Origin of the sequence: Kitasatospora sp. NPDC096077, assembly GCF_040303245.1 — a bacterium.
GTDB lineage: Bacteria > Actinomycetota > Actinomycetes > Streptomycetales > Streptomycetaceae > Kitasatospora.
Window position 1 is genome coordinate 131,290 of the sequence record NZ_JBEOSV010000008.1, and the last position, 19,951, is coordinate 151,240.

At 73.8% G+C, this 19,951-nt stretch carries 21 protein-coding genes; 12 read left to right on the forward strand and 9 right to left on the reverse strand.

All coding sequences use genetic code 11. The annotated features are described in order from the left end of the window. Positions 1-33: 33 nt before the first annotated feature. From ABTZ03_RS10915 to ABTZ03_RS10935, 5 genes are read left to right on the forward strand one after another with little or no spacing between them, the layout of a single operon-like run. On the forward strand, positions 34-1,155 hold the full coding sequence (locus tag ABTZ03_RS10915) for a cupin domain-containing protein (RefSeq protein WP_350512575.1): 1,122 nt from the start codon (positions 34-36) through the stop codon (positions 1,153-1,155). 15 nt (positions 1,156-1,170) lie between these two features. Next, positions 1,171-2,067 (forward strand): fumarylacetoacetate hydrolase family protein, encoded by an 897-nt coding sequence (locus tag ABTZ03_RS10920; protein ID WP_350512576.1) that lies wholly within the window; start codon positions 1,171-1,173, stop codon positions 2,065-2,067. A gap of 13 nt (positions 2,068-2,080) precedes the next feature. Continuing rightward, positions 2,081-2,833 (forward strand): maleate cis-trans isomerase family protein, encoded by a 753-nt coding sequence (locus ABTZ03_RS10925; RefSeq protein ID WP_350512577.1) that lies wholly within the window; start codon positions 2,081-2,083, stop codon positions 2,831-2,833. Positions 2,834-2,876: 43 nt separating this feature from the next. Then, the gene (locus ABTZ03_RS10930; protein WP_350512578.1) at positions 2,877-3,782 is read left to right on the forward strand and encodes a PaaX family transcriptional regulator; all 906 of its coding nucleotides are present in this window, start codon (positions 2,877-2,879) and stop codon (positions 3,780-3,782) included. Continuing rightward, on the forward strand, positions 3,779-5,392 hold the full coding sequence (locus ABTZ03_RS10935) for an amidohydrolase (protein ID WP_350512579.1): 1,614 nt from the start codon (positions 3,779-3,781) through the stop codon (positions 5,390-5,392). Before ABTZ03_RS10930 ends, ABTZ03_RS10935 begins: the two co-directional genes overlap by 4 nt. A gap of 7 nt (positions 5,393-5,399) precedes the next feature. On the opposite strand, the gene ABTZ03_RS10940 is transcribed toward ABTZ03_RS10935, so the two are convergent. Continuing rightward, on the reverse strand, positions 5,400-5,921 hold the full coding sequence (locus tag ABTZ03_RS10940; RefSeq protein WP_350512580.1) for a universal stress protein: 522 nt from the start codon (positions 5,919-5,921) through the stop codon (positions 5,400-5,402). A gap of 145 nt (positions 5,922-6,066) precedes the next feature. Continuing rightward, positions 6,067-6,660 carry a hypothetical protein gene (locus ABTZ03_RS10945; protein ID WP_350512581.1) on the reverse strand — a complete coding sequence of 198 codons (594 nt, stop codon included), beginning with the start codon at positions 6,658-6,660 and terminating at the stop codon, positions 6,067-6,069. Between the two features lie 66 nt (positions 6,661-6,726). Here ABTZ03_RS10945 and ABTZ03_RS10950 point away from each other — a divergent pair, with 66 nt between their 5' ends. Further along, positions 6,727-7,362, forward strand: coding sequence for an alpha-ketoglutarate-dependent dioxygenase AlkB (locus tag ABTZ03_RS10950; RefSeq protein ID WP_350512582.1), 636 nt, complete (start codon positions 6,727-6,729; stop codon positions 7,360-7,362). 46 nt (positions 7,363-7,408) lie between these two features. Here ABTZ03_RS10950 and ABTZ03_RS10955 read toward each other — a convergent pair whose 3' ends face one another. From ABTZ03_RS10955 to ABTZ03_RS10965, 3 genes are read right to left on the reverse strand one after another with little or no spacing between them, the layout of a single operon-like run. Next, positions 7,409-8,296 carry a carbohydrate ABC transporter permease gene (locus tag ABTZ03_RS10955; protein WP_350512583.1) on the reverse strand — a complete coding sequence of 296 codons (888 nt, stop codon included), beginning with the start codon at positions 8,294-8,296 and terminating at the stop codon, positions 7,409-7,411. Further along, entirely contained in the window at positions 8,293-9,270 is a 978-nt protein-coding gene (locus ABTZ03_RS10960) for a carbohydrate ABC transporter permease (protein WP_350512584.1), read from the reverse strand. The genes ABTZ03_RS10955 and ABTZ03_RS10960 overlap by 4 nt, the downstream gene beginning before the upstream one ends. A gap of 41 nt (positions 9,271-9,311) precedes the next feature. Further along, complete coding sequence (locus ABTZ03_RS10965; protein ID WP_350512585.1) at positions 9,312-10,622, reverse strand: extracellular solute-binding protein; 1,311 nt, start codon at positions 10,620-10,622, stop codon at positions 9,312-9,314. Between the two features lie 327 nt (positions 10,623-10,949). On the opposite strand from ABTZ03_RS10965, the gene ABTZ03_RS10970 reads away from it, so the two are divergent. From ABTZ03_RS10970 to ABTZ03_RS10980, 3 genes are all read left to right on the forward strand, one after another. Further along, positions 10,950-11,795, forward strand: a complete 846-nt coding sequence (locus ABTZ03_RS10970) for an IclR family transcriptional regulator (protein WP_350512586.1) — start codon at positions 10,950-10,952, stop codon at positions 11,793-11,795. Positions 11,796-12,017: 222 nt separating this feature from the next. Further along, complete coding sequence (locus ABTZ03_RS10975) at positions 12,018-12,731, forward strand: alpha/beta hydrolase (RefSeq protein ID WP_350512587.1); 714 nt, start codon at positions 12,018-12,020, stop codon at positions 12,729-12,731. A gap of 50 nt (positions 12,732-12,781) precedes the next feature. Then, entirely contained in the window at positions 12,782-13,279 is a 498-nt protein-coding gene (locus ABTZ03_RS10980) for an SMI1/KNR4 family protein (protein WP_350512588.1), read from the forward strand. 17 nt (positions 13,280-13,296) lie between these two features. Here the strand turns inward: ABTZ03_RS10980 and ABTZ03_RS10985 are convergent, their stop codons facing one another. Both ABTZ03_RS10985 and ABTZ03_RS10990 read right to left on the reverse strand, forming a co-directional pair. Beyond that, a complete protein-coding gene (locus ABTZ03_RS10985) occupies positions 13,297-13,827 on the reverse strand; it encodes a universal stress protein (RefSeq protein WP_350512589.1) in 531 nt (176 codons plus the stop codon). Positions 13,828-14,075: 248 nt separating this feature from the next. After that, positions 14,076-14,759, reverse strand: a complete 684-nt coding sequence (locus ABTZ03_RS10990) for a TetR/AcrR family transcriptional regulator (RefSeq protein WP_350512590.1) — start codon at positions 14,757-14,759, stop codon at positions 14,076-14,078. A gap of 187 nt (positions 14,760-14,946) precedes the next feature. Here ABTZ03_RS10990 and ABTZ03_RS10995 point away from each other — a divergent pair, with 187 nt between their 5' ends. Continuing rightward, positions 14,947-15,825, forward strand: coding sequence for an MOSC domain-containing protein (locus ABTZ03_RS10995; protein ID WP_350512591.1), 879 nt, complete (start codon positions 14,947-14,949; stop codon positions 15,823-15,825). 92 nt (positions 15,826-15,917) lie between these two features. On the opposite strand, the gene ABTZ03_RS11000 is transcribed toward ABTZ03_RS10995, so the two are convergent. Continuing rightward, positions 15,918-16,250: a ribonuclease gene (locus ABTZ03_RS11000; protein WP_350512657.1), complete on the reverse strand. Its 333-nt coding sequence runs from the start codon at positions 16,248-16,250 to the stop codon at positions 15,918-15,920. Between the two features lie 374 nt (positions 16,251-16,624). Between ABTZ03_RS11000 and ABTZ03_RS11005 the strand changes: the two genes are divergently transcribed. Both ABTZ03_RS11005 and ABTZ03_RS11010 read left to right on the forward strand, forming a co-directional pair. Next, entirely contained in the window at positions 16,625-18,196 is a 1,572-nt protein-coding gene (locus tag ABTZ03_RS11005) for a carboxyl transferase domain-containing protein (RefSeq protein WP_350512592.1), read from the forward strand. 608 nt (positions 18,197-18,804) lie between these two features. Next, positions 18,805-19,179 (forward strand): aggregation-promoting factor C-terminal-like domain-containing protein, encoded by a 375-nt coding sequence (locus ABTZ03_RS11010; protein ID WP_350512593.1) that lies wholly within the window; start codon positions 18,805-18,807, stop codon positions 19,177-19,179. Positions 19,180-19,377: 198 nt separating this feature from the next. On the opposite strand, the gene ABTZ03_RS11015 is transcribed toward ABTZ03_RS11010, so the two are convergent. Continuing rightward, positions 19,378-19,836 carry an HD domain-containing protein gene (locus tag ABTZ03_RS11015; protein ID WP_350512594.1) on the reverse strand — a complete coding sequence of 153 codons (459 nt, stop codon included), beginning with the start codon at positions 19,834-19,836 and terminating at the stop codon, positions 19,378-19,380. Between the last annotated feature and the right edge of the window lie 115 nt (positions 19,837-19,951).

The window sequence follows — 19,951 nt, forward strand, 5'->3', positions numbered from 1 at the left end:
CCCGACCTGACCTGACCTGAGCGAGGAGCCGCCATGACCGGCCAAGACCGCTACGACGACGACCGGATCGGCCGGGCGCGGGTCACCGACAGCCCGGAACTGCTCGCCTACTACGAGGAGTTGGCCAAGCACGAGGCCGGCGCCCTGTGGACGGTGGCGAACGAGATCGAGCCCTGGTACCCGCAGCCGAAGTCCGTCCCGGTGCTCTGGCGCTACACCGACCTGCGCCCCCTGGTCCGCAAGGCCCTGCCGCTGGTGAAGGCCGACGACGCGGGCCGCCGGGTGGTGATGCTGGTCAACCCCGGGCGCCGCGAACTCAGCGCCGCCGTCGGCCTGTTGTACACCGGCCTGCAGATCATGGGCCCCGGCGAGGCGATGACCGCGCACCGCCACCAGGCCGCCGCCCTGCGCTTCGTGCACGAGGGCGAAGGCGCCTGGACGATCGTGGACGGGCAGAAGCTCAGGGTCGGCCCGCGCGACTTCGCGATCACCCCCAACGGCAGCTGGCACGAGCACGGCAACGAATCCGCGTCCGACCCGGTGATCTGGCAGGACGGCCTGGACATCCCGCTGGTCAACACCCTCGACGCCAACTTCTACGAGGTCCACCCGGACCTCCACCAGCGACCCGGCCCGGTGCCGAACTCCTCGCTGCTCAGCTACGGCGGCAACCTGCTCCCGTACGGCGTGGAGAAGTGGAGCCGCCCGTACTCCCCGCTGCTCGGCTGGCCCTGGGAGCCCAGCTACCACGCGCTGTGCCAACTCGCCCGCGCCACCGAGGGATCCCCGTACGACGGGGTGATCATGGAGTACACCAACCCGGTCACCGGCGGGTCGGTGATGCCCACCATGGGCGCCCACCTGCAGCTGCTCCGGCCCGGCCAGGCCACCCGCGCCCACCGGCACACCGGCTCGGTGGTCTACACCGCGGCCAAGGGGCGCGGCGTCTCGGTGATCGCCGGGCAGCGCTTCGAGTGGCAGCAGGGCGACGTCTTCGTCGTCCCGTCCTGGGCCTGGCACGAGCACGCGAACCTCGACCAGGGCGAGGACGCCTGCCTGTTCTCCTTCAACGACTTCCCGGTGACCCACGCGCTCGGGCTCCACCGCGAGGAGTCCTACCCGGACCACGACGGGCACCAGCCCACCACCCCGTAACAGGAGTTCACCGCCATGCAGTTGCTGACCTACCGCGCCGACGGCGAGTCCACCCCCCGCCTCGGCGCCCGGACCGGCCCCGACCGGGTCGCCGACCTGACCGCCCTCGCCACCGCCGCCGGGGTCGAACTACCGGGCACCCTGGTGGAGTTGATCCGGGCCGGAGCGCCCGCCCTGGCCACCGCCCGGGCCCTGCTCGACCCGGCGGGCCCGACCCGGCCGCTCACCGAGGTCACCCTGTGCGCCCCGCTGCGCCCCGGAAAGATCGTCGGCGTCGGCCTCAACTACGTGGAGCACGTGGCCGAGTCGCACCTCACTCTGGACACCGAACGCGAACTCCCCGACCGCCCGGTGCTGTTCGGCAAGCCCGCCACCGCCGTCACCGGCCCGGGCCAGCCGATCCTGCACAACGCCGACCTCACCAAGCAGCTCGACTGGGAGTGCGAACTCGCCGTGGTGATCGGCGAACCCGCCTTCCGGGTGGACGAGGCGGACGCCCTGCGGCACGTGTTCGGCTACAGCATCGTCAACGACGTCAGCGCCCGCGACCAACGCCGGTCCGGGCAGTGGTTCTTCTCCAAGGGCCAGGACAGCTACGCGCCCTTCGGCCCGGTCGTGGTCACCGCCGACGAGATCCCCGACCCCCAGGCGCTCGACCTCTCGCTGCGGGTCAACGGCGAACTGCGGCAGGACTCCAACACCCGCCACATGCTGTTCGGCGTCGCCCGGCTGATCGCCGACATCTCCGCCGGGATGACCCTGGAACCCGGGGACGTCATCGCCACCGGCTCCCCCTCCGGGGTCGGCGCCGGAATGGTCCCGCCGCAGTTCCTCCAGCCCGGCGACCTGGTGGAGGCCACCATCGAGCGGATCGGCACCCTCGCCAACCCCGTGATCGACGCCCGCCGATAGGAGCCCGACGCAGATGACCAGCTACCGGATCGGCCAGATCGTCCCCAGCTCCAACGTCACCATGGAGACGGAGGTCCCCGCCCTGCTGCGGGCCCGCGAGGCGATCGCCCCCGAACGGTTCACCTTCCACTCCAGCCGGATGCGGATGACCAGGGTCACCCCCGAGCAACTGCGGGCCATGGACGCCGAGTCCGACCGCTGCGCCGCCGAGCTCTCGGACGCCCGGGTCGACGTGATCGGCTACGCCTGCCTGGTCGCGGTGATGGCCACCGGCCCCGGCTACCACCGCGAGGCCGAGCAACGGCTGCACCGCCGCACCGTCGAGAACGGCGCGCCCGCGCCGGTGGTCACCAGCGCCGGCGCCCTGGTCGCGGGGCTGCACACGCTCGGGGCGAAGAAGATCGCGATGGTCACCCCGTACCCGCGCCCGCTGGCCCGGACGGTGGTCGACTACCTCGCCGGGGAGGGCGTCGAGGTGCTCGACCACGCCGCCCTGGAGATCGCCGACAACCTGGAGGTGGCCGCCCACGACCCGGCCCGGCTGCCCGCGATCGCCGAGCGCCTCGCCCACTCCGGCGCCGACGCCGTGGTGCTCTCCGCCTGCGTGCAGCTGCCCTCGCTGTCCGCCGTCGAGGAGGCCGAGCAACAGCTCGGCAAACCGGTGGTCTCGGCCGCGATCTGCACCACCCACCAGCTGCTGCGGGCACTCGGCCTGCCCGCCGTCGCCCCCGGCGCCGGGCACCTGCTCTCCGGGGCCTACCGCTGACGCCCTATGATCACCACCAGCCGTCGGGGAGGAGGGCCCAGCCATGCCGGAGAGCACGCCGAGCACGACCCGGCCCGGCTCCCTGATCAACACCGTCTACGGCGAGTACGTCCGCCGCCTCGGCGGCTGGATATCGATCGCCGACCTGATCGCGCTGATGGCCGAGCTGGACGTCGACGGCCCGGCCGTCCGCTCGGCGATCTCCCGGCTGAAGAAGGCCGGCACCCTGCTCCAGGAACGCCGCGCGGGCACCGGCTACCGGCTGGCCCCGGCGATGGACCCGGTGTTCGACGAGGGCGACCGGCGGATCTTCCACAGCCTGGAGCCCGCCGCGCTCGCCGACGGCTGGGTGGTGGCGGTCTTCTCGGTGCCCGAGTCCGAACGCGCCCACCGCCACCAGCTGCGCTCCCGGCTGAGCTGGCTCGGCTTCGGCAACGCCGCCCCCGGCGTCTGGCTGGCCCCGGCCCGGCTGCTGCCGGACGCCCGCCGCCTGCTGGAGCGCCTGGACCTGAGCGCCTACGTCCACCTGTTCCTCTCCGCCGAGTACGCCGGCTTCGCCGAACTCCGTACGGCGGTGGCCGGTTGGTGGGACCTCCCGGCGATCGAGGCGCAGTACGCGGCCTTCACCGACGACTGGGGCCCGCTCGCCGACGAGCTGCGCGGGCGGGACCGGGTCGACCCGGTCGAGGCCTTCCGGGACTACGTGCCGATGCTCACCCAGTGGCGGCGGCTGCCCTACCTCGACCCGGGACTGCCCGAACCGCTGCTGCCCGCCGACTGGAACGCCCGCCCGGCCCGCGCCGTGTTCACCGAGGTGCACGGACGGCTCGCCGACCCCAGCCTGCGGTTCGTCGAGAAGGTGACCGGACTGACCCCGTCCGCCGGACCGACCTCGTCCACCGGACCGTCCCCGTCCGCCGGACCGTCCCAGCACCAGGAGCCGTCATGACCGCCCCCGCCGACCTGCTGATCCGCGCCGCCGCCGTGCACACCCTGGTGCCGGGCGAGCCGCCCCGCCGGGCGATCGCCGTCACCGGCGGCCGGATCACCGCGCTCTCCGCCGCCCCGGACGGGCTGGACGCCTTGGTCGGCCCGGGCACCGAGGTGGTGGACGCCCCGACCGGGACGGTGCTGCCCGCCTTCGACGACACCCACACCCATCTGATCCTGGCCGGCCACAGCGTCCACGGCGTCCCCGTGCACCGGACCCGCGACCTGGCCGGCTTCCTGGCCCTGATCCGCGAGCGCGCCGCCCGCACCCCGGCCGGGGAGTGGATCACCACCACGGTCAACTGGCAGGAGGTGCTGCTCGCCGAGCAGCGGATGCCGACCACCGAGGAGCTGGACGGCGTCACCACCGACCACCCGGTGCTGGTGCGCCGCGGCGCCTACAACATGGTGCTCAACTCGCCCGCACTGCGGCTGGCCGGGATCGACGAGGCCACCGAGTCGCCGGACGGCGGCGTGATCGAGCGCGACGAGCGGGGCCGGCTGACCGGTCGACTGATCAACCGGGCGACCGAGCCGGTCGAGCGGGTGCTGCCGCGCCCGACCCCGGCCGAGCGGATCGAGGGGCTGCGCGCGGCCTCCGCCGACTACGCCGCCACCGGGATCGGCACCGTGCGCGACTGCCTGGTCCCGGTCGAGGACCTCGATGTGCTGGACGCGGCCCGGGCCGAGGGCGCCCTCGCCGTCCGGGTCCGGGCGCTGGTCTCCGGTTTCGCGGCGCGCACCCCCGAGCAGGTGGACGCCCTGCTGGACCGGATGGACGACTGGCGCTCCGGCGGCCGGGACGACGCCCAACTGCGGCTGTGGGGCGTCAAGTTCGGCATCGACGGCGGCTTCGAGGCGGGCGCCCTGGAGCAGCCGTACCAGGGGCAGCCGTGCTACCACGGGCGGCTGCTCTGGGAGCCGGAGGAGCTGCTCGCGGCGGTGGAGCGGGTGGTCGACCGCGGCTGGCGGGTGGGCGTGCACGCCTGGGGCGACCGCGGGCTGCGCGTCCTGCTGGACGTCTTCGAGCAGGTGCTCCGACGCTACCCGGGCCTGGCCCCGGGGACCCTGGTGGTCGAGCACGGCGGACTGGCCCGGCCCGAGCACCGGGCCCGGGCGATCGCCCTCGGGATCCCGGTGACGGTGCAGCACCCGCTGCTGCACGACGGCGCGCTCACCCAGCAGCGCGCCTGGGGCGATGAGCGCACCGCCGCACTGTTCCCGCTGCGCGAGTGGCTGGACGAGGGGGCGCAGCTCTCGGCCGGCTCGGACTTCCCGGTCGGCCCGTACGGCGCGATGGTGTCGGTGTGGGGCATGACGACCCGCGGCACCACGGCCGGGGTGGTCGGCCCCGAGCACGCGATCGGGCGGGCCGAGGCGATCGCGCTGCACACCGTGAACGCCGCCCGGCTGACCGGGGAGAGCGGCGAGCGCGGCAGCCTGCGGCCGGGGGCGCTGGCCGACCTCACGCTGTGGCCGGCCGACCCGCTGGACTGTCCGACGGCGGCGCTGCGCGAGCTGCTGCCGACCCGTACGATCGTCAACGGCCGTACGGTGCACGGCGGCTGACCGATCGTCAGGCCGCGATGAGCTCCCGCAGGTCGACGCCGTCGCGGTGCAGGGCGCGCAGGTCCTCGTGCAGGCCGGACGGCGGGACGACGAGCACGCCGCCGCGCGCGTGGTCGAGGCAGTGGCGGGCGACCGAACCGCGCAGCAGCCGGCGCAGCCGACCCCGCAGCGAGCCGTGCCGACCGGCGCTGATCACCAGCAGGTCGTTCGGGCGGTCGGCCAGCGCGGTCAGCACCGGCCCGGCCTCGCCGCGCATCACCAGCGGCTGGACGGGCAGGCCGACCGGCAGGCCGCCGAAGGCCTGGCCGAGCGCGCTCTCCAGTCGGGCCTCGGCGGCGTCCCGCCAGGCGCGGAGCAGCGGCGGGCAGGGCCGGGCCCGGTAGCTGCGCTCGCCGCCGACCGGGGTCCAGGCCAGCACCGGTACCAGGACCGCCCCGCGGGCCCGGGCCTCCTCGGCCGCCCGGTGCAGGGCGGTGAGGCTGTGCAGTGAGCCGCTCACTCCGACGATGACGCGCGCGTCGCCCGACATGATCCTTCGCTTTCTGAGGTCAATCCCGATTCAGTGTCTATAATTATGCTCCCACAGCGGCTCTATGGCCTGCAAATCAAAGGCATTCACTGAATGGCGCCTTGCATCGCCGTCCTGCCATCACCCTCCTGCCATCACCCTCCCGTCATCGCCCGCCCGCACCTGGCCGGACCTCCTGGAGCAGCCCCCAGGTGAACTCGGCCTCCCACGGCCGCACCCGCCCGTCCGCGTCCGGCGCCGCGAAGTCCAGCCGGAAGCGGGTCGGCGCACTCCCCTCCCGCGGCACCGCCCCCGGGAAGGCCGCCCCCACGTCGCCCACCACGCAGCCCCACGGCACCAGATCCGCCGCCGTCCGCAGCACCGGCACCGGGACGTCCGCCGCCCGCACCAGCCACTCGTTCAGCACCGGCGCACCGATCTCCGGCCGCCCCAGCAGCACCTCGAAGCGCAGCCCGGGCCAGAGCGGCAGCGCCCACTGCCGTGCGGTGCACGCGAGGTCGCCGATCCGGCGCGGCAGGCTCGCCTCCGCCGGCCCGAGCACGGCGGCGTACCGGCCCGCGCCGCGCGGGAACCCGGGCGCCCGGACCATCGCCTGCCAGCGCTTGTTCGCCTCCCGCTTCGAGGCGCGGGTCGCCCCGAGCCGCCGCACCGCGTCCTCCACCAGCTCGGGGTGATAGTCGGCCATCCGCCGCAGCAGGTAGAGCTGGAACTCGGTGACCCCGAACCCGTTGATCGCCATACCTGGCAGGCTAGCCCCCACCCTGCAAGTCGAGCAGCTGTTCGATTTTCAGCGTACGCTGAACCCATGCACGGCACCGTCCACCTCCAGCCCTCGCTGTTCGAAGCAGCCGCCGACCCCCGGCTCGGCCCGCTCGACGGCCTCCAGCGCCTGCCGCTCGGCGACGGCGCGTGGCTGGACGTGCTGCCCGGCTGGCTGCGCGGGGCCGACCGGCTGTTCGAACAGCTGGCCACGACGGTGCCCTGGCGGGCCGAGCGGCGCGAGATGTACGAACGGACGGTCGACGTCCCCCGACTGCTCGCCTCCTACGCCGCCGACGACGAGCCGCCGCACCCCGTGCTCGGCGCGGCCCGGACGGCGCTCGGCCGGCACTACGCGCCGGAGCTGGGCGAGCCCTTCCGCACCCTCGGGCTCTGCTACTACCGGGACGGCCGCGACAGTGTGGCCTGGCACGGCGACCGGATCGGGCGCGGTGCCCGCGAGGACACCATGGTGGCGATCCTGTCCGTCGGCGAGCCGCGCGTCCTCGCGCTGCGGCCCCGGTTCGGCGGCGGGACGGTGGTGCGCCGGCAGCTCGGCCACGGGGACCTGGTGGTGATGGGCGGATCCTGCCAGCGCACCTGGGAACACGCGATCCCCAAGACCGCCCGCCCGGTCGGCCCGCGGATCAGCATCCAGTTCCGTCCGCACGGGGTGGCCTGAACGACCCGCCCGCCCGCCCGACTGTCCGCCCCCCGGCGGCCGGCGGTCAGTCCTTGACCGCGCCCGCCAGCCCGGACACCAGCTTCCGCTGTACCGCGATGAAGAACACCAGCACCGGCACGGTCATCAGCGTGGAGGCCGCCATGATCCCGCCCCAGTCGTTCTCGTCCGGCTTGAAGAACACCAGCAGCGCCGAGGGCAGCGTCTGGTTCTGGGTGGCGCTGATGATGAAGGTCTTGGCGAAGACGAAGTCGTTCCACGCCGCGATGAAGGAGAACACACTGGTCGCGGCCAGGCCCGGGGCCACCAGCGGCAGCAGGATCCGCCACAGGATGCGGGTCCGGCTCGCCCCGTCGATCTGCGCGGCCTCCTCGATCGAGACCGGCACCGCCGCGACGAAGCCGCGCATCATCCAGATCCCGAACGGCAGCGAGAACGCCAACTGCACCAGCACCAGCGAGGCCAGGGTGTTCAGCCCGATGCCGGGGGCGAACCGTCCGGCGTCGCGGAACATGAAGAACAGCGGGATGGTCAGCGCCTCGACCGGGATCATCTGGGCGATCAGGAACATCACCATGATCGTGGTGCGGAAGCGGAACCTGAACCTGGTCACCGCCACGGCGGCCAGGAACACCACCACCGCCGAGAGCACCACCACCGACAGCGCGACCACCAGGCTGTTCACGAAGTACCGCCCGAAGCCGTCCACGCTGAGCACCTGACGGAAGCTCTCCAGCGTCGGGTGGGCCGTCCAGGGCTTCGGATCCAGCGCCTGCACCTCGCCCTTGGGCTTGAACGCCGAGAGCACCATCCAGAAGATCGGGAAGGCGGTGACCACCGCCACCACGATCGCGCCGGCGTTGGCGGCCGCCCTCCACCGCCTGCGGACGTTGCGGGGTCCGGGACCGCGCCGAACGGTCGTCGCCGTGCTCACAGTTCGTTCCCCGTCCGTCGCAGGGTGCGGATGTACAGCACCGTCGGGATCACCAGGATCAGCAGCATGATCACGCCGATCGCCGCGCCCAGCCCGTACTGCGAGGAGGCGAACGCCTTCTGGTACGCGTACACGTTGAGCACCAGGTTCTGGCCGGCGATGCCGCCGCCCTCGGTCATCACATAGATCTGGGTGAAGACCTTGAAGTCCCAGATCACCGACTGGATCACCACGATGGTCAGGATCGGCCGCAGCATCGGCGCGGTGATCCGGCGGAAGGTGGTCCAGGTGCCGGCGCCGTCCAGGGCGGCGGCCTCCATGATCTCCTCCGGGATGGCGCGGATGCCCGCGTAGAGGGTGACCATCACGAAGGGGAAGGAGTGCCACACCACCACGGCGCCGACGATCAGGAACGCCGTCCACTTGTCGTAGAACCAGTTGAACTCGTGGAAGCCGCTCAGCCCGAGCCGCACCAGGGTGTGGTTGACCAGGCCGAGGTTGGTGTCGAACAGGAAGCTCCACACGGTCGAACCGGTCATCGCGGGCGCCGCCCAGGCGGCCATCGCCGCCGTGGTCAGCAGCAGCCGCGGCCAGCGGCCGACCTTGGTCAGCAGCACCGCGAGGGTGGCACCGACCGCCAGGGTGGCGACCACGCAGAACCCGGCGAAGCCGACGGTCTGCACCAGCACCGTCCAGAACTGGCCGTCGTCGAGGATCCTCGTGTAGTTGCCGAAGCCGACGAAGGAGGTCGGGGCGCCGCCGGAGGCCTGCGCCTGTCCGAAGTCCAGCACGGACAGCAGGCCGAGCTGGTAGATCGGGTAGGCGACCAGCGGGATCAGGATGACCGCGGCCGGCAGGAGCAGCAGCAGCGGGGGTCTGCGGCGCCGGCCGCCCGGGGGTGCGGCCGGCGCCCTGCCTCCACGGCGCCGCGGGGAAGGCGGCGCCGTGGGGGCGGTCGTGGTGGATGCGGACACGTGCGTGACCTGCTCTCTGTGACGAACCGGAAGAAGGAGCGTCAGTGCGCGGCGAAGGCCGAGTTGATCTGCGCCGCCGCGTCGGCCGAGGCCTTGGCCACGTCCGCCTTGCCGGTGACCACCTGCTGCAGCATGGTCGGGATCACCGCCTGGGCGTCGATCTGCGCCCAGCCCTGGTCGAGCGGCACGAAGCGGGTGCCGGCCGCGATGGTGTCGGTGAACGGCTTCAGGAAGGCGTCCTTCGCCCCGACCTTGGCGCTGACGGACTTGAGCGTCGGCAGGTTGCCCATCGCGTCGTACATCTGCTCCTGGTACCCGGGGCTCGCCAGCAGCTCGGCGAACTCGACGGCCAGGGTGCGGTGCTTGGCCGCCTTCATCACCCCGAGGTTGTTGCCGCCCGCGAAGGCGGGGGCGATCGAGCCGGGCTTCTCCCCGGGCAGCGGCACCACGCCGTACTTGCCCTTGACCGCGCCCGCGTCCACCTTGCCGCGGTTGGAGTTGAGCAGGATCGCCGTCGCCGACTTGCCGGCCGCGAACAGGTCGACGGTCTTGCCGCCGGTCAGGTCGGCGCACTGCTGGGCGGGGCAGCCGTCCGGCCCGAACAGGTCGGTGTAGCGCTTGATCCCGGCCTGCGAGGCGGACGAGTCGATGGCGGCCTTGAACGCGGAGCCGTTCTTGGCGGCGATGTCGCCGCCCGCGTCCCAGACGAACGGCAGCGCGGCGAAGGTGTACTTGCCGCCGACCGCGATGCCGAAGGTGTCGGGGTGCGCGGCGTGGATCTTCTGCCCGGCGGCGACCAGTTCGGCGTACGAGGTGGGCGGGGTGAGCCCGGCCTCGGTGAACAGGTCGGTGCGGTAGTACAGGGCGCGGACACCGACCCACCACGGCAGCCCGTAGGTCTTGCCGTCGACCACCGCGGTCCTCGCGATCGCCGGGTCGAGGTCGCCCTTGTCCTGCCACTTGTCCAGCTCGGCGCCGATCTCGGCGAGGCCGCCGGCGGCGACGTAGCCGGGCAGGTCGGTGTTGCCGAACTCGACCAGGTCGGGGGCGCTGTTGGGGTCGTTGAAGGCGCCCTTCATCTTGGCGGCGCGGGCCGAGGCGTCGGTGTCGATGTAGCTGACCTTGACGGTGACGCCCTGGTGGGAGGCCTGGAACTCGTTGACGGCCTTGGTGACCACGGCCTCCTTGGCCGCGTTGCCCGCCTCGTTGTACAGCCACACCTGCAGCGTGCCGGTCCGGTCGTCGGCGGCCTTGTCGCCGGCCGGTGCGGCGGTGCCCGGGGCGCAGGCGGTGGCGGCGAGGCAGCCGACGGCGAGCACGGCGGCCGCGGCGGCCCGACTGGTGAGTCGCATGGGTGGAGACCTCCCCTCCCGACAGCTGCCGCCGAGACGCGCGCCGCTGCGGACGGGCACGTCGAAGCAGGCCCTGACCGGGGCCGATGGTGGGTGAGTGGTGGGGGTGAACGGCAGGGCGCAGCGCCTCGGGTGGGCGACGCCGCCTGCTCGATGGCAGGGACGTTAGGCGTGGGCGATCGGCCCCAACAAGAGGCGGTTCACGAAGTTTTGCACTGCACAACGTTGTATCGCAGATGCGCCGTCCCGGGTCCGAAGGGGTACGTTCTGACAACCGCCGCCGTCGTGCGGGGGAACACCAGCGGAACCGGACCAGGGAACGGACCCATGACGGAGACGTCGCCCCAGCAACCCCCACCCACCACCTCGGCGCCCGCGCCCTCCTCGAAGCCCACCACCGAGCGCAACCAGTCCTCCTCGCTGCGCCGGGCGCTCGCCGTGCTCGGCCACGTCCGGGACCACGGCGACGGGCGCGGCGTCCCGCTCGCCCAACTCGCGGACGGGCTGGGCCTCAACAAGAGCACCGTGCTCCGGCTGGCCGGTCCGCTGCTCGACGAGCACCTGCTCGAACGGGACCGCGAGACCGGCTGGTTCCGCCTCGGCCACGGCGCGCTCCGGCTCGGCCAGGCCTACCTGACCACCCTCGACCTGCGCAGCGTCGCCGCCGAACACCTGCGCCGGCTCCAGCGCGAGGCCGGCGAGACCGTCCACCTGACCGTCTGGCAGACCCCCGGGATCGTCTACCTGGACAAGGTCGAGGACGAGACCAACGTCCGGATGGCCTCCCGGGTCGGCAGCCGGGCGCCCGCCTACTGCACCGCCACGGGCAAGGCTATCCTCGCCTGGCTGCCCGAGGAGACGGTCACCGAGGTGATGGCGGCCGGCCTGCGTCCGGTCACCGCCTGGACCATCTCGGACGAGACCCGGCTGCGCGCCGACCTGGCCCGGATCCGGGCCCGCGGCTACTCCATCGACGACCGGGAGAACGAGCCCGAGGTGCGCTGCGTGGCCGCGCCGATCTTCGACCACACCGGCGAGGTCACCGCGGCGCTCTCCGTCTCCGGCCTCACCTCCCGGATGACCGCCGCCCGGGTCCGCGCCCTCGGCCCGGTGGTCGCCCAGGTCGGCCTGCGGATCTCCCGCGAACTGGGCTCCGACCGCCAGCCGTCCTGACACTGGTCGGCGTTCGGGAACGCGGACGGGGCCCGGCGCCTGGAAAGGCACCGGACCCCGTCCGATCATGGAGCGCCAGGCCCGGATCGCACGGACTCTTCCTACTGAAAGTAGGACGTGCTCTGGTAGCACCGCTGACGCCTGACGAGGAATCATCTCCCTCGCGACAGGAAGTACAGTACAAGCTCCGTGATCACGCACCAAATCGGAGGGGAACCCCGCATGACGAACGCCCGACCGGAGGCCGTTCCGTACGCGGACGGACGGCTGCTGGACGTCCACCGCCCGACCGCGGCCACCGCCACCGGGCCCGCCCCCGTGGTGCTGCTCTGGCACGGCTCGGGCCCCGACGAGCGGGACGTGCTGCACACCCTCGCCCAGGAGGCCGCCGGGCTGGGCCTGTTGGTCCTGGTCCCGGACTGGCGCTCCGACCGGGAGGACGGCGGCCGCGCCGACCTGCTCGCCTCGCTCGCCTTCGCCCGCCGCAACGCCGCCGCGTACGGCGGGGATCCGGAGCGCTTCGTGCTGGCCGGCTGGTCGCTCGGCGGCCGGGAGGCCGTCGCGGTCGCCACCCACCCGGACACCCCGGCCGAGCTGCGCCCCACCGCCGCGGTCGGGATCGCCTCCGCCTACGGCCGCCCGGCCGCGACCACCGGCGACGTCCCGCTCGACCACCTCGCGACCGACCCCTCCCCGGTGCCGATCCTGCTGGTGCTGGGCACCACGGACGAGGTGGTGCCGGCGGAGCTCACCCACCAGCTGCGCGCCGTCGTGCCGACCGCCGAACTGCTCGAACTCCCCACCGACCACGCCGGCGTGGTGATGACCGCCTACAGCCCCGCGGCCCAGCGCTGCCTGCCCGCCACCGACCCCGCCACCCTGGCGGCCGGCCGGCGCACCGCCGCCGTCCTCGCCCGGGCGGCCGGGATCCGATAACGGGACTTCCGGCGGCGGACCTGTCGCAGCCGACCGGCATCATCGTCCTCATGACCACCACGGCCGAGGACGCATTGATCGACCGGCTCCGGCAGCACGTCGGCCCGGCCCTGCCGCCGCCCGTCACCGCCGAGCAACTCGCGGCCGCCGAGGCCGCGTTGGGCCTTCCGCTGCCACCGCTGTTCGCCCGCCTCTACCGCGAGGTGGGCGACGGCGGGTACGGCCCGGACGGCTACCCGCTGTGGCCACTGAACCAGGTCGTCGCGGGCGGGCCGGGACACCCGTACGGCGTGCTGGAGTTCCTGGACTGGGGCTGCGGGATGACCGGCGCCGTGGACTGCCTGACCCCGGACGCACCCGTCCTGCTGATCGCCCCCGACGAGGAGCACGAGCCGCTGCGGGCCGATTCCCCCTCGCTCGCCCGCTGGTTGGCCGACTGGCTGGACGGGCGCGCGTGGTGGGAGGAGGAGGTGATGGCCGAGCAGGGCGGCGAGCTGCTCCCGCCGTGGCCCGCGGCAGCCGCCCGCATCGCGGCTCAACTCCCTTGAGGGAAACAGTCGTTGGTTCAGTTCCCGGCGACCAGGTCGCGCAGTCCGTACCCGCGCTCCAGCGCCTCCAGGTCCCGCTGCAGCGGCGGGCGCGGCACGGTGAGCACCGGGCAGGTCGCGTGCCGGACGCAGTAGGCGCTGATCGACGGCCGGATCAGCCGGGAGAGGCAGCCGCGCTCCCGGCCCGCGCCGAGCACCAGCACGTCGTCCGACCGGTCGGCACAGCGCACCAGGGTGTGGGCGGTCTCGCCGCGGACGGCCTGGCAGCGCAGCCGCACGCCGGCGTGGCGCCCGGCGAAGGCCTCGTCCAGGGCCTGCCGCAGCCGGGCGACGGCGGCGTCGCGGCCGGCGTCGACCACCGGCGGGCAGACCGAGCGGCGGTACCCGAGCTCCTCCCCCGGCGGGGTCCAGCACAGCACGGCGAGCACCTCGACGTCGGTCCGCCGGGCCTCGGCCACCGCGTGGTGCAGGGCGGCGAGGCTGCCGAGCGAGCCGCTGACGCCGACCACGATCCGGCCCTCGTCCGCACCCGTGTCCGCGTCCGTCATGGTCCGCCCCGCCCTTCCGCCTCTGCGCCCCGGGCGCGTCCGTCGTGCACGACGCGTCCGCCGCGACCGCCCTGCGGCGCGTCACCCCAGCAAAGCGGTCCACCCCCGTCCGGCCCGGCCCGTTGACGCGGCTCTGACGCGCCGCCCGGCGTTCCGTACGCGTCCCTGATGCCCGCGAGGCCCGCAACGCCCGCACCGCCCTCGATGCCCCGGCAGCGGAGCGGGCAGCGGAGCGGGCCTGCGACCCATCAGACGTCCGGCGCCGTCCCGTCCGGGCGCCGCTCGCCGATCGGCGGGACCGGCAGCGGACGGGCGGCCCGGGCGCGGAAGCCCTCCAGCAGCAGGGCGAGGTAGCGGCGCCAGAGGTCCGGGTGCAGTGCGGTGATGGCGGGCAGGGCCTGGCAGAGCGGGCCGAACAGGGACAGCAGGTCCCTGGCGACCACGTCGCGCCGCATGGTGCCCTGCTCCTGCGCGCGGGTGATCAGCGAGCCGACGGTGGCGGCGTGGCCCCGGCCGATCCCGATCGTGCCGGGGACACCAGAGACACCGGGGACACCCGGGACACCGGGGACACCCGGGACAGGCCGGGTGACCAGGTCGTTGATGCCCCGGTCGGCGGCGACGAGTTCGAGGATCCGCTCGAAGTAGCGTTCCAGGCCGGTCCAGGCGTCCTCGGCGGCGAGCGCCTCCTGCCCGGCGGCGGCCAGTCCGACCCCGGCGTCCGCGAGGACCTCGGCGATCAGCGCGCCGCGGGTGGGGAAGTGCCGGTAGAGGGTGGCGTTGCCGACGCCGGCCTCCTTGGCGATCCGGTCCAGCGGGACGTCGAGGCCGTGCCGGGCGAAGCTGTCGCGGGCGGCGGCGAGCAGCAGGTCGCGGTTGCGCTGGGCGTCGCGCCGGAGCCGTCCCGGAGGGTTCGCACTGCTCGGTGCCATGCGCAGACCCTAGCAACCGTACGGCTGCCCGGAGTTCACCGACTCGACGACCGGAGCAGCCGCCGGGTGCACCGCCGGCGCCGAGCCGGTCGGACCCGGTCGGACCCGGTCGGAGCCGGCAACTACCCTACGGGGGCACGAATGAGCAGCGGCCCGCAGCGGCCGCACAGTACGGGGGCGGGGCGACATGGCCACGGTGACGGAGTTGCGGTACTACCCGGTGAAGGGGTGTGCCGGAGTGCGGGCGGAGCAGGCGGAGTTGACCAGGGCCGGGCTGGCCCACGACCGGGCGTTCATGGTGGTGGACGAGCGGGGCGTGTTCCGCTCCCAGCGGCGGGACCCGTTGCTGGCCACCGTCCGCCCGGCGGTGGAGGAGGACGGCGGGCGGCTGCGCCTGGCCGCTCCCGGGGTGGAGCCGGTGGCGTTCGCCGTGGACACCGTGGGCCCGCGCCGCGAGGTGCAGCTGTTCGGGGCGCCGTACCTGGCCGTCGACCAGGGCGCGGAGGCCGCCGAGTGGCTCTCCCAGGTGCTGGGCTCGCCCAGCCGACTGGTCCGGGTCCCGCCGGAGCACGACCGGGTGACCGACGGGCTGAACCCGGGGACCTCCGGCTTCGCCGACAGCAGCGCGGTGCACCTGCTGTCCCGCGCGACCCTGGACGACTTCAACGCGCGCATCGACGAGGGCACGGCCCCGGTGCCGGTGGACCGGTTCCGCCCGAACGTGGTGGTGGACGGCTGGCCGGAGCCGCACACCGAGGACCTGCTCCGCCGGTTCACCGTCGGCCGGACCGGGCCGGATGCGGGGACGGGGACGACTCCGGGGGCGGACACCGGGACGGGCGCCGAACTCGGCTACACCAAGCTGGCGATCCGCTGCGCGGTGACGCTGGTGGACCAGACCACCGGCGGCAAGGCCGGCCCGGAGCCGCTGCGCACCCTGGCGCGCTACCGCCGGGCGACGGCCGGCGGGGTCGCGTTCGGCAGCAAGTTCTCCGTCCTGCGGCCGGGCACCCTCCGGGTCGGGGACGAGCTGACGGTGAGCGACTGGGGACCGTCCGAGCTCTGAGGTCCGCCCGGCCGGGCGCCCGCCCGGCCGGCTGTCGGCACGACCGTGGCCCCGGCGGGCGTCCGCCGGGGCCACGGTCACGTCCGAGGACGTCAGCAGGTCTGGTCGATCAGCGAGAACGTGGCGTAGTGGTCGCCGGTGTAGTAGTCCTCCTGGGCGGCCTCGCCGGTGATGATCCGGCGGGTACCACGGGTCGGCGCACCCGGGGTGATGACGGTGTACTCGTGGTAGTACCCGTACGACTGGCTGGGCAGGACGCCCTCTCTGTTCTGGAAGACCACGCCGTCCTGCGAGTACGGGAACGGCCCGTCCGAGGCGATCAGGTTCAGGGTGTCGGTGGCCTGCGACGGCAGCGCGGAGAGGCACACCGTGCCGCTCACGTCGGCGTGCGCGTCGGTGGCGACGGCGACCGGGGCGAGGGTCATCAGGGCGACGGCGGTGATGGCGGCAGCGCGAGTCTTCCACGCGCGTAGAGTGCGAGTCATGTCCACCAGTGTGGCGAGCCACCGACAAGTCCGAAAGGGTCGCCGACAACTTTTTACCGGCGGGTAACTCACCTTTCCCACCTGCGACTTGACCCGTACAACCACCCCCGGAGGCCGACCGCCGAGGCCGTCCACGAACCGCCCGTACCACCCTTGGGTCGACCGCCGTCGAACAACCGACAGCCCCGCTGTCGGGCTCCTCACACCTTCACAGCACTCCCACAACGGCCCGCCCGCGCCGCATAGAGTGACGGAGCGTGTCGGGCGGCCGGAACGACCTCCACCGGCGGACGACGATCTCTGACGGGGTGGACATGGGCACGGGAGCGGGCACAGCGCTGACGGCGCACCAGCTGATCGGACTGCTGGTCGACCCCGGCGGCTTCCGCGGCTGGGACGAACCGCCGACCGTGCAGACCGCAGGCCCGGACCCCGACCCCGACTACCGCGCCTCGCTCGACCGGGCCCGCGAGCGCACCGGCCTGGACGAGGCCGTGCTCACCGGCCGCGGCCTGATCGACGGGCGGCCGGTCGCCCTGATCGCCTCCGAGTTCGGCTTCCTCGGCGGCTCGATCGGCGTCGCCACCGCCGAGCGGATCACCCGGGCCGTCGAGCGCGCCACCGCGGAACGGCTCCCGCTGCTCGCCCTGCCGGTCTCCGGCGGCACCAGGATGCAGGAGGGCTCCGCGGCCTTCCTCTGCATGCTCCGCATCACCGCCGCCGTCCAGGCCCACCGTGCGGCCGGCCTCCCCTATCTCAGCTACCTGCGCAACCCGACCATGGGCGGGGTCTTCGCCTCCTGGGGCACCCTCGGCCAACTGGTCCTCGCCGAGCCGGGCGCCCGGCTCGGCTTCCTCGGCCCACGGGTGTACGAGGAACTGCGCGGCGTGGAGCTGCCGCCGGACGTCCAGCGGGCCGAGACGCTGGCCGGGCACGGGCTGGTCGACGCCGTGGTACCGCCGCAGGAGCTGCGCGAGCTGCTCCGCCGCACGCTCACCGTCCTCGGCACGACCCCTCCTCCGCGACCGGTCTACACCTCTTATAGGGAACCCTCTCTTCCGGCCGCCTCCGACCCCGCATCCACCTCCGCATCCGACACCGGGCACCCCGACGCCGGGCACCCCGACGCCTGGGACTCCGTCCGCCGCACCCGTCGCCCCGACCGCCCCGGCACCCGCGAGCTGCTGCGCCGCACCGCCGAGGAACTGGTACTGCTCGACGCACCCGGCGGCCGCGACGGCGCCCTGGTCCGCGCGCTCGCCGTGCTCGGCGGCCACCCCGTCCTGGTCGTCGGCCAGCAGCGGCAGAGCGCCGGACACGAGCGCCCCTTCACCGCCGCCGACCTGCGCGCCGTCCAGCGCACCGCACGGCTGGCCGAGCAGCTGGGCCTGCCGCTGGTCACCGTGGTGGACACCGCCGGGGCCGAGCTGTCCGCCCGGGCCGAACTGGACGGGATCGCGGTCGAGATCGCGCACTGCCTGACCACCCTGCTCGCGCTGCGCACGCCCGTCCTGGCCGTCCTGCTCGGCCAGGGCTCCGGCGGCGGCGCGCTCGCCCTGCTCCCGGCCGACCGGGTGCTCGCGGCCGGGCACGCCTGGCTGGCGCCGCTGCCGCCGGAGGGCGCCTCGGCGATCGTGCACCGGGACGGAGCGCACGCCGCCGAGCTGGCCCGGTCCCAGGGCATCGGCGCCCACCGGCTGGCGGCGGTCGGCCTGGTCGACGAGGTGGTCCCCGAGCTGCCGGACGCCGCCGAGGAGTCGGAGGCCTTCTGCGCCCGCCTCGGTGCGGCCGTCGTCACGGCCCTCGGCGAGCTGTCGGCCACCACCGAGCTGGACCGGCTCGCCGCCCGGGCGCTCCGGCACCGGCGCCTCGGCGACCTTCGATGACCGTTCGGTCGCCTTGCACGACCGCGCGATGACCACCCGACGACCACCCCGCGACCATTCCACGACCGTTCTGCGTCCACCGAAGACCGTTCGGTGACCCTCGGTGTTGACATCGCTCCGCAATGCGACCGATTCCTGTGGCGCCGGGCACAGATCGTCTGTACCCAAAGTGCTGTGACCGGACCGTCCGGTGACGACCGCCGCCGCTAAACGGTGAGTGCGCTCACAGGCGAATCACGCCTACGACGGACGGTAGTGGTGACCGCAGGCCGGTCCGCGCACCCCCGGACCGATCGCCCGCCGACCGGCATCCGCCCAGCTCAGGGCCCATCCGAGCGGCCCAGCGGAGCGCCCCTTCGAATCCACGGCCCCCGCGACGCCTACGACCGCACGTCGTAACGAGGGGGTCTTGGCGGGGGCCGATCCGGTCTGGCAACAATGGCTCTCGTCGTCAGCCGCACCGGCACCTGTCCCGCCGGTGGACGGCTTTTCGCCGAGTCGCACCCCACGACCACAACGGCCCCTGTCCGGCCCGTGGTCCTGGGTGGGGTGCGACTCGGCCCAACCTGATTGAGGTCTTGTCCTACATGCCCACTTTCAAGCTCCGTATGCGCACCTCTGCCGCCGTTCTGGCCGGCACCGCCGCCCTCACCGCCCTGGGCGCGGGTGTGCTCCCCGCCACGGCGAACGCCGCGACCGCCTCCCCGCAGGCCATCGCCGCGCAGATCGTCCCGGCGAACCAGCTGGCCTCGTTCAGCCAGATCATCTCCCACGAGTCCGGCTGGAACGTGACCGCGACCAACCCGAGCTCCGGCTCCTACGGCCTGGGCCAGGCCCTGCCGGCCTCCAAGATGGCCTCCGCCGGCGCGGACTGGAAGACCAACCCCGCCACCCAGATCAAGTGGGCCCTGGACTACATGAACTCCCGCTACGGCAGCCCGAACGCCGCGTGGACCTTCTGGCAGGCCAACCACTGGTACTAAGCCGACCGACCATCGGCGTACCGGCGTACCGCCTGTCTCCTGACCTCATCCCCCTCACCCCGGGGGCCGGACAGGGACCACCTGGGTGACCCGAGAGGGCCCGGGCCCGCGCGAACCGCGTGGCCCGGGCCCTCTCGTGCTCCCCGCGCCGAACCCTGCCCCCGCCCCCCGGAGCGCCCCTCGGAGCCCTCGGAGCCCTCAGAGCTCCGCGCCCAGCCCCAGCAGCTCCCGCATCCGCGCGTACTTGGCGGCCAACCGCTCGGCGGTCGCCGGATCCAGCAGAGCGATCCGGGCCGGGTCCGAGTTGTGCGCCAGATCGGCGCGCTTGACCAGCAGCGCCCCGGGCGTGGCCAGGATGCGCGCGGCGTACGGCTCCAGCGGCTCGTCGGGGCGCCGGGTGAGCGCGTCCACGATCGCCTTGGTCTCCTCCGGCAGCGCGGCCCGCGCCAGCCACTCCCGGCTCAGCCGGTCGTCCTCGACCGTGTCGTGCAGCCAGCCCGCCGCGATCTGCGCCTCGCTGCCGCCGCGCGCCGCCGTCCCCCGGGCGACCGCCGCGACGTGCTCGTCGTACGGGTGGCCGTTCTTGTCCGTCTGCCCCCGGTGGGCACGGCGCGCGACCGCCTCCACCTCGGACAGGCTCAGGTACTGGTCCTCCATCGGCTCATCGTAGGCCGGGCCCCTCCACGGGGCGCCCACCGGGCAGTCCGTCCGACCACCGGCGGTTCGTCCGACCACCGGCAGTCCGTCCGCCTTCCGCCCGGGCCCGCTTCCG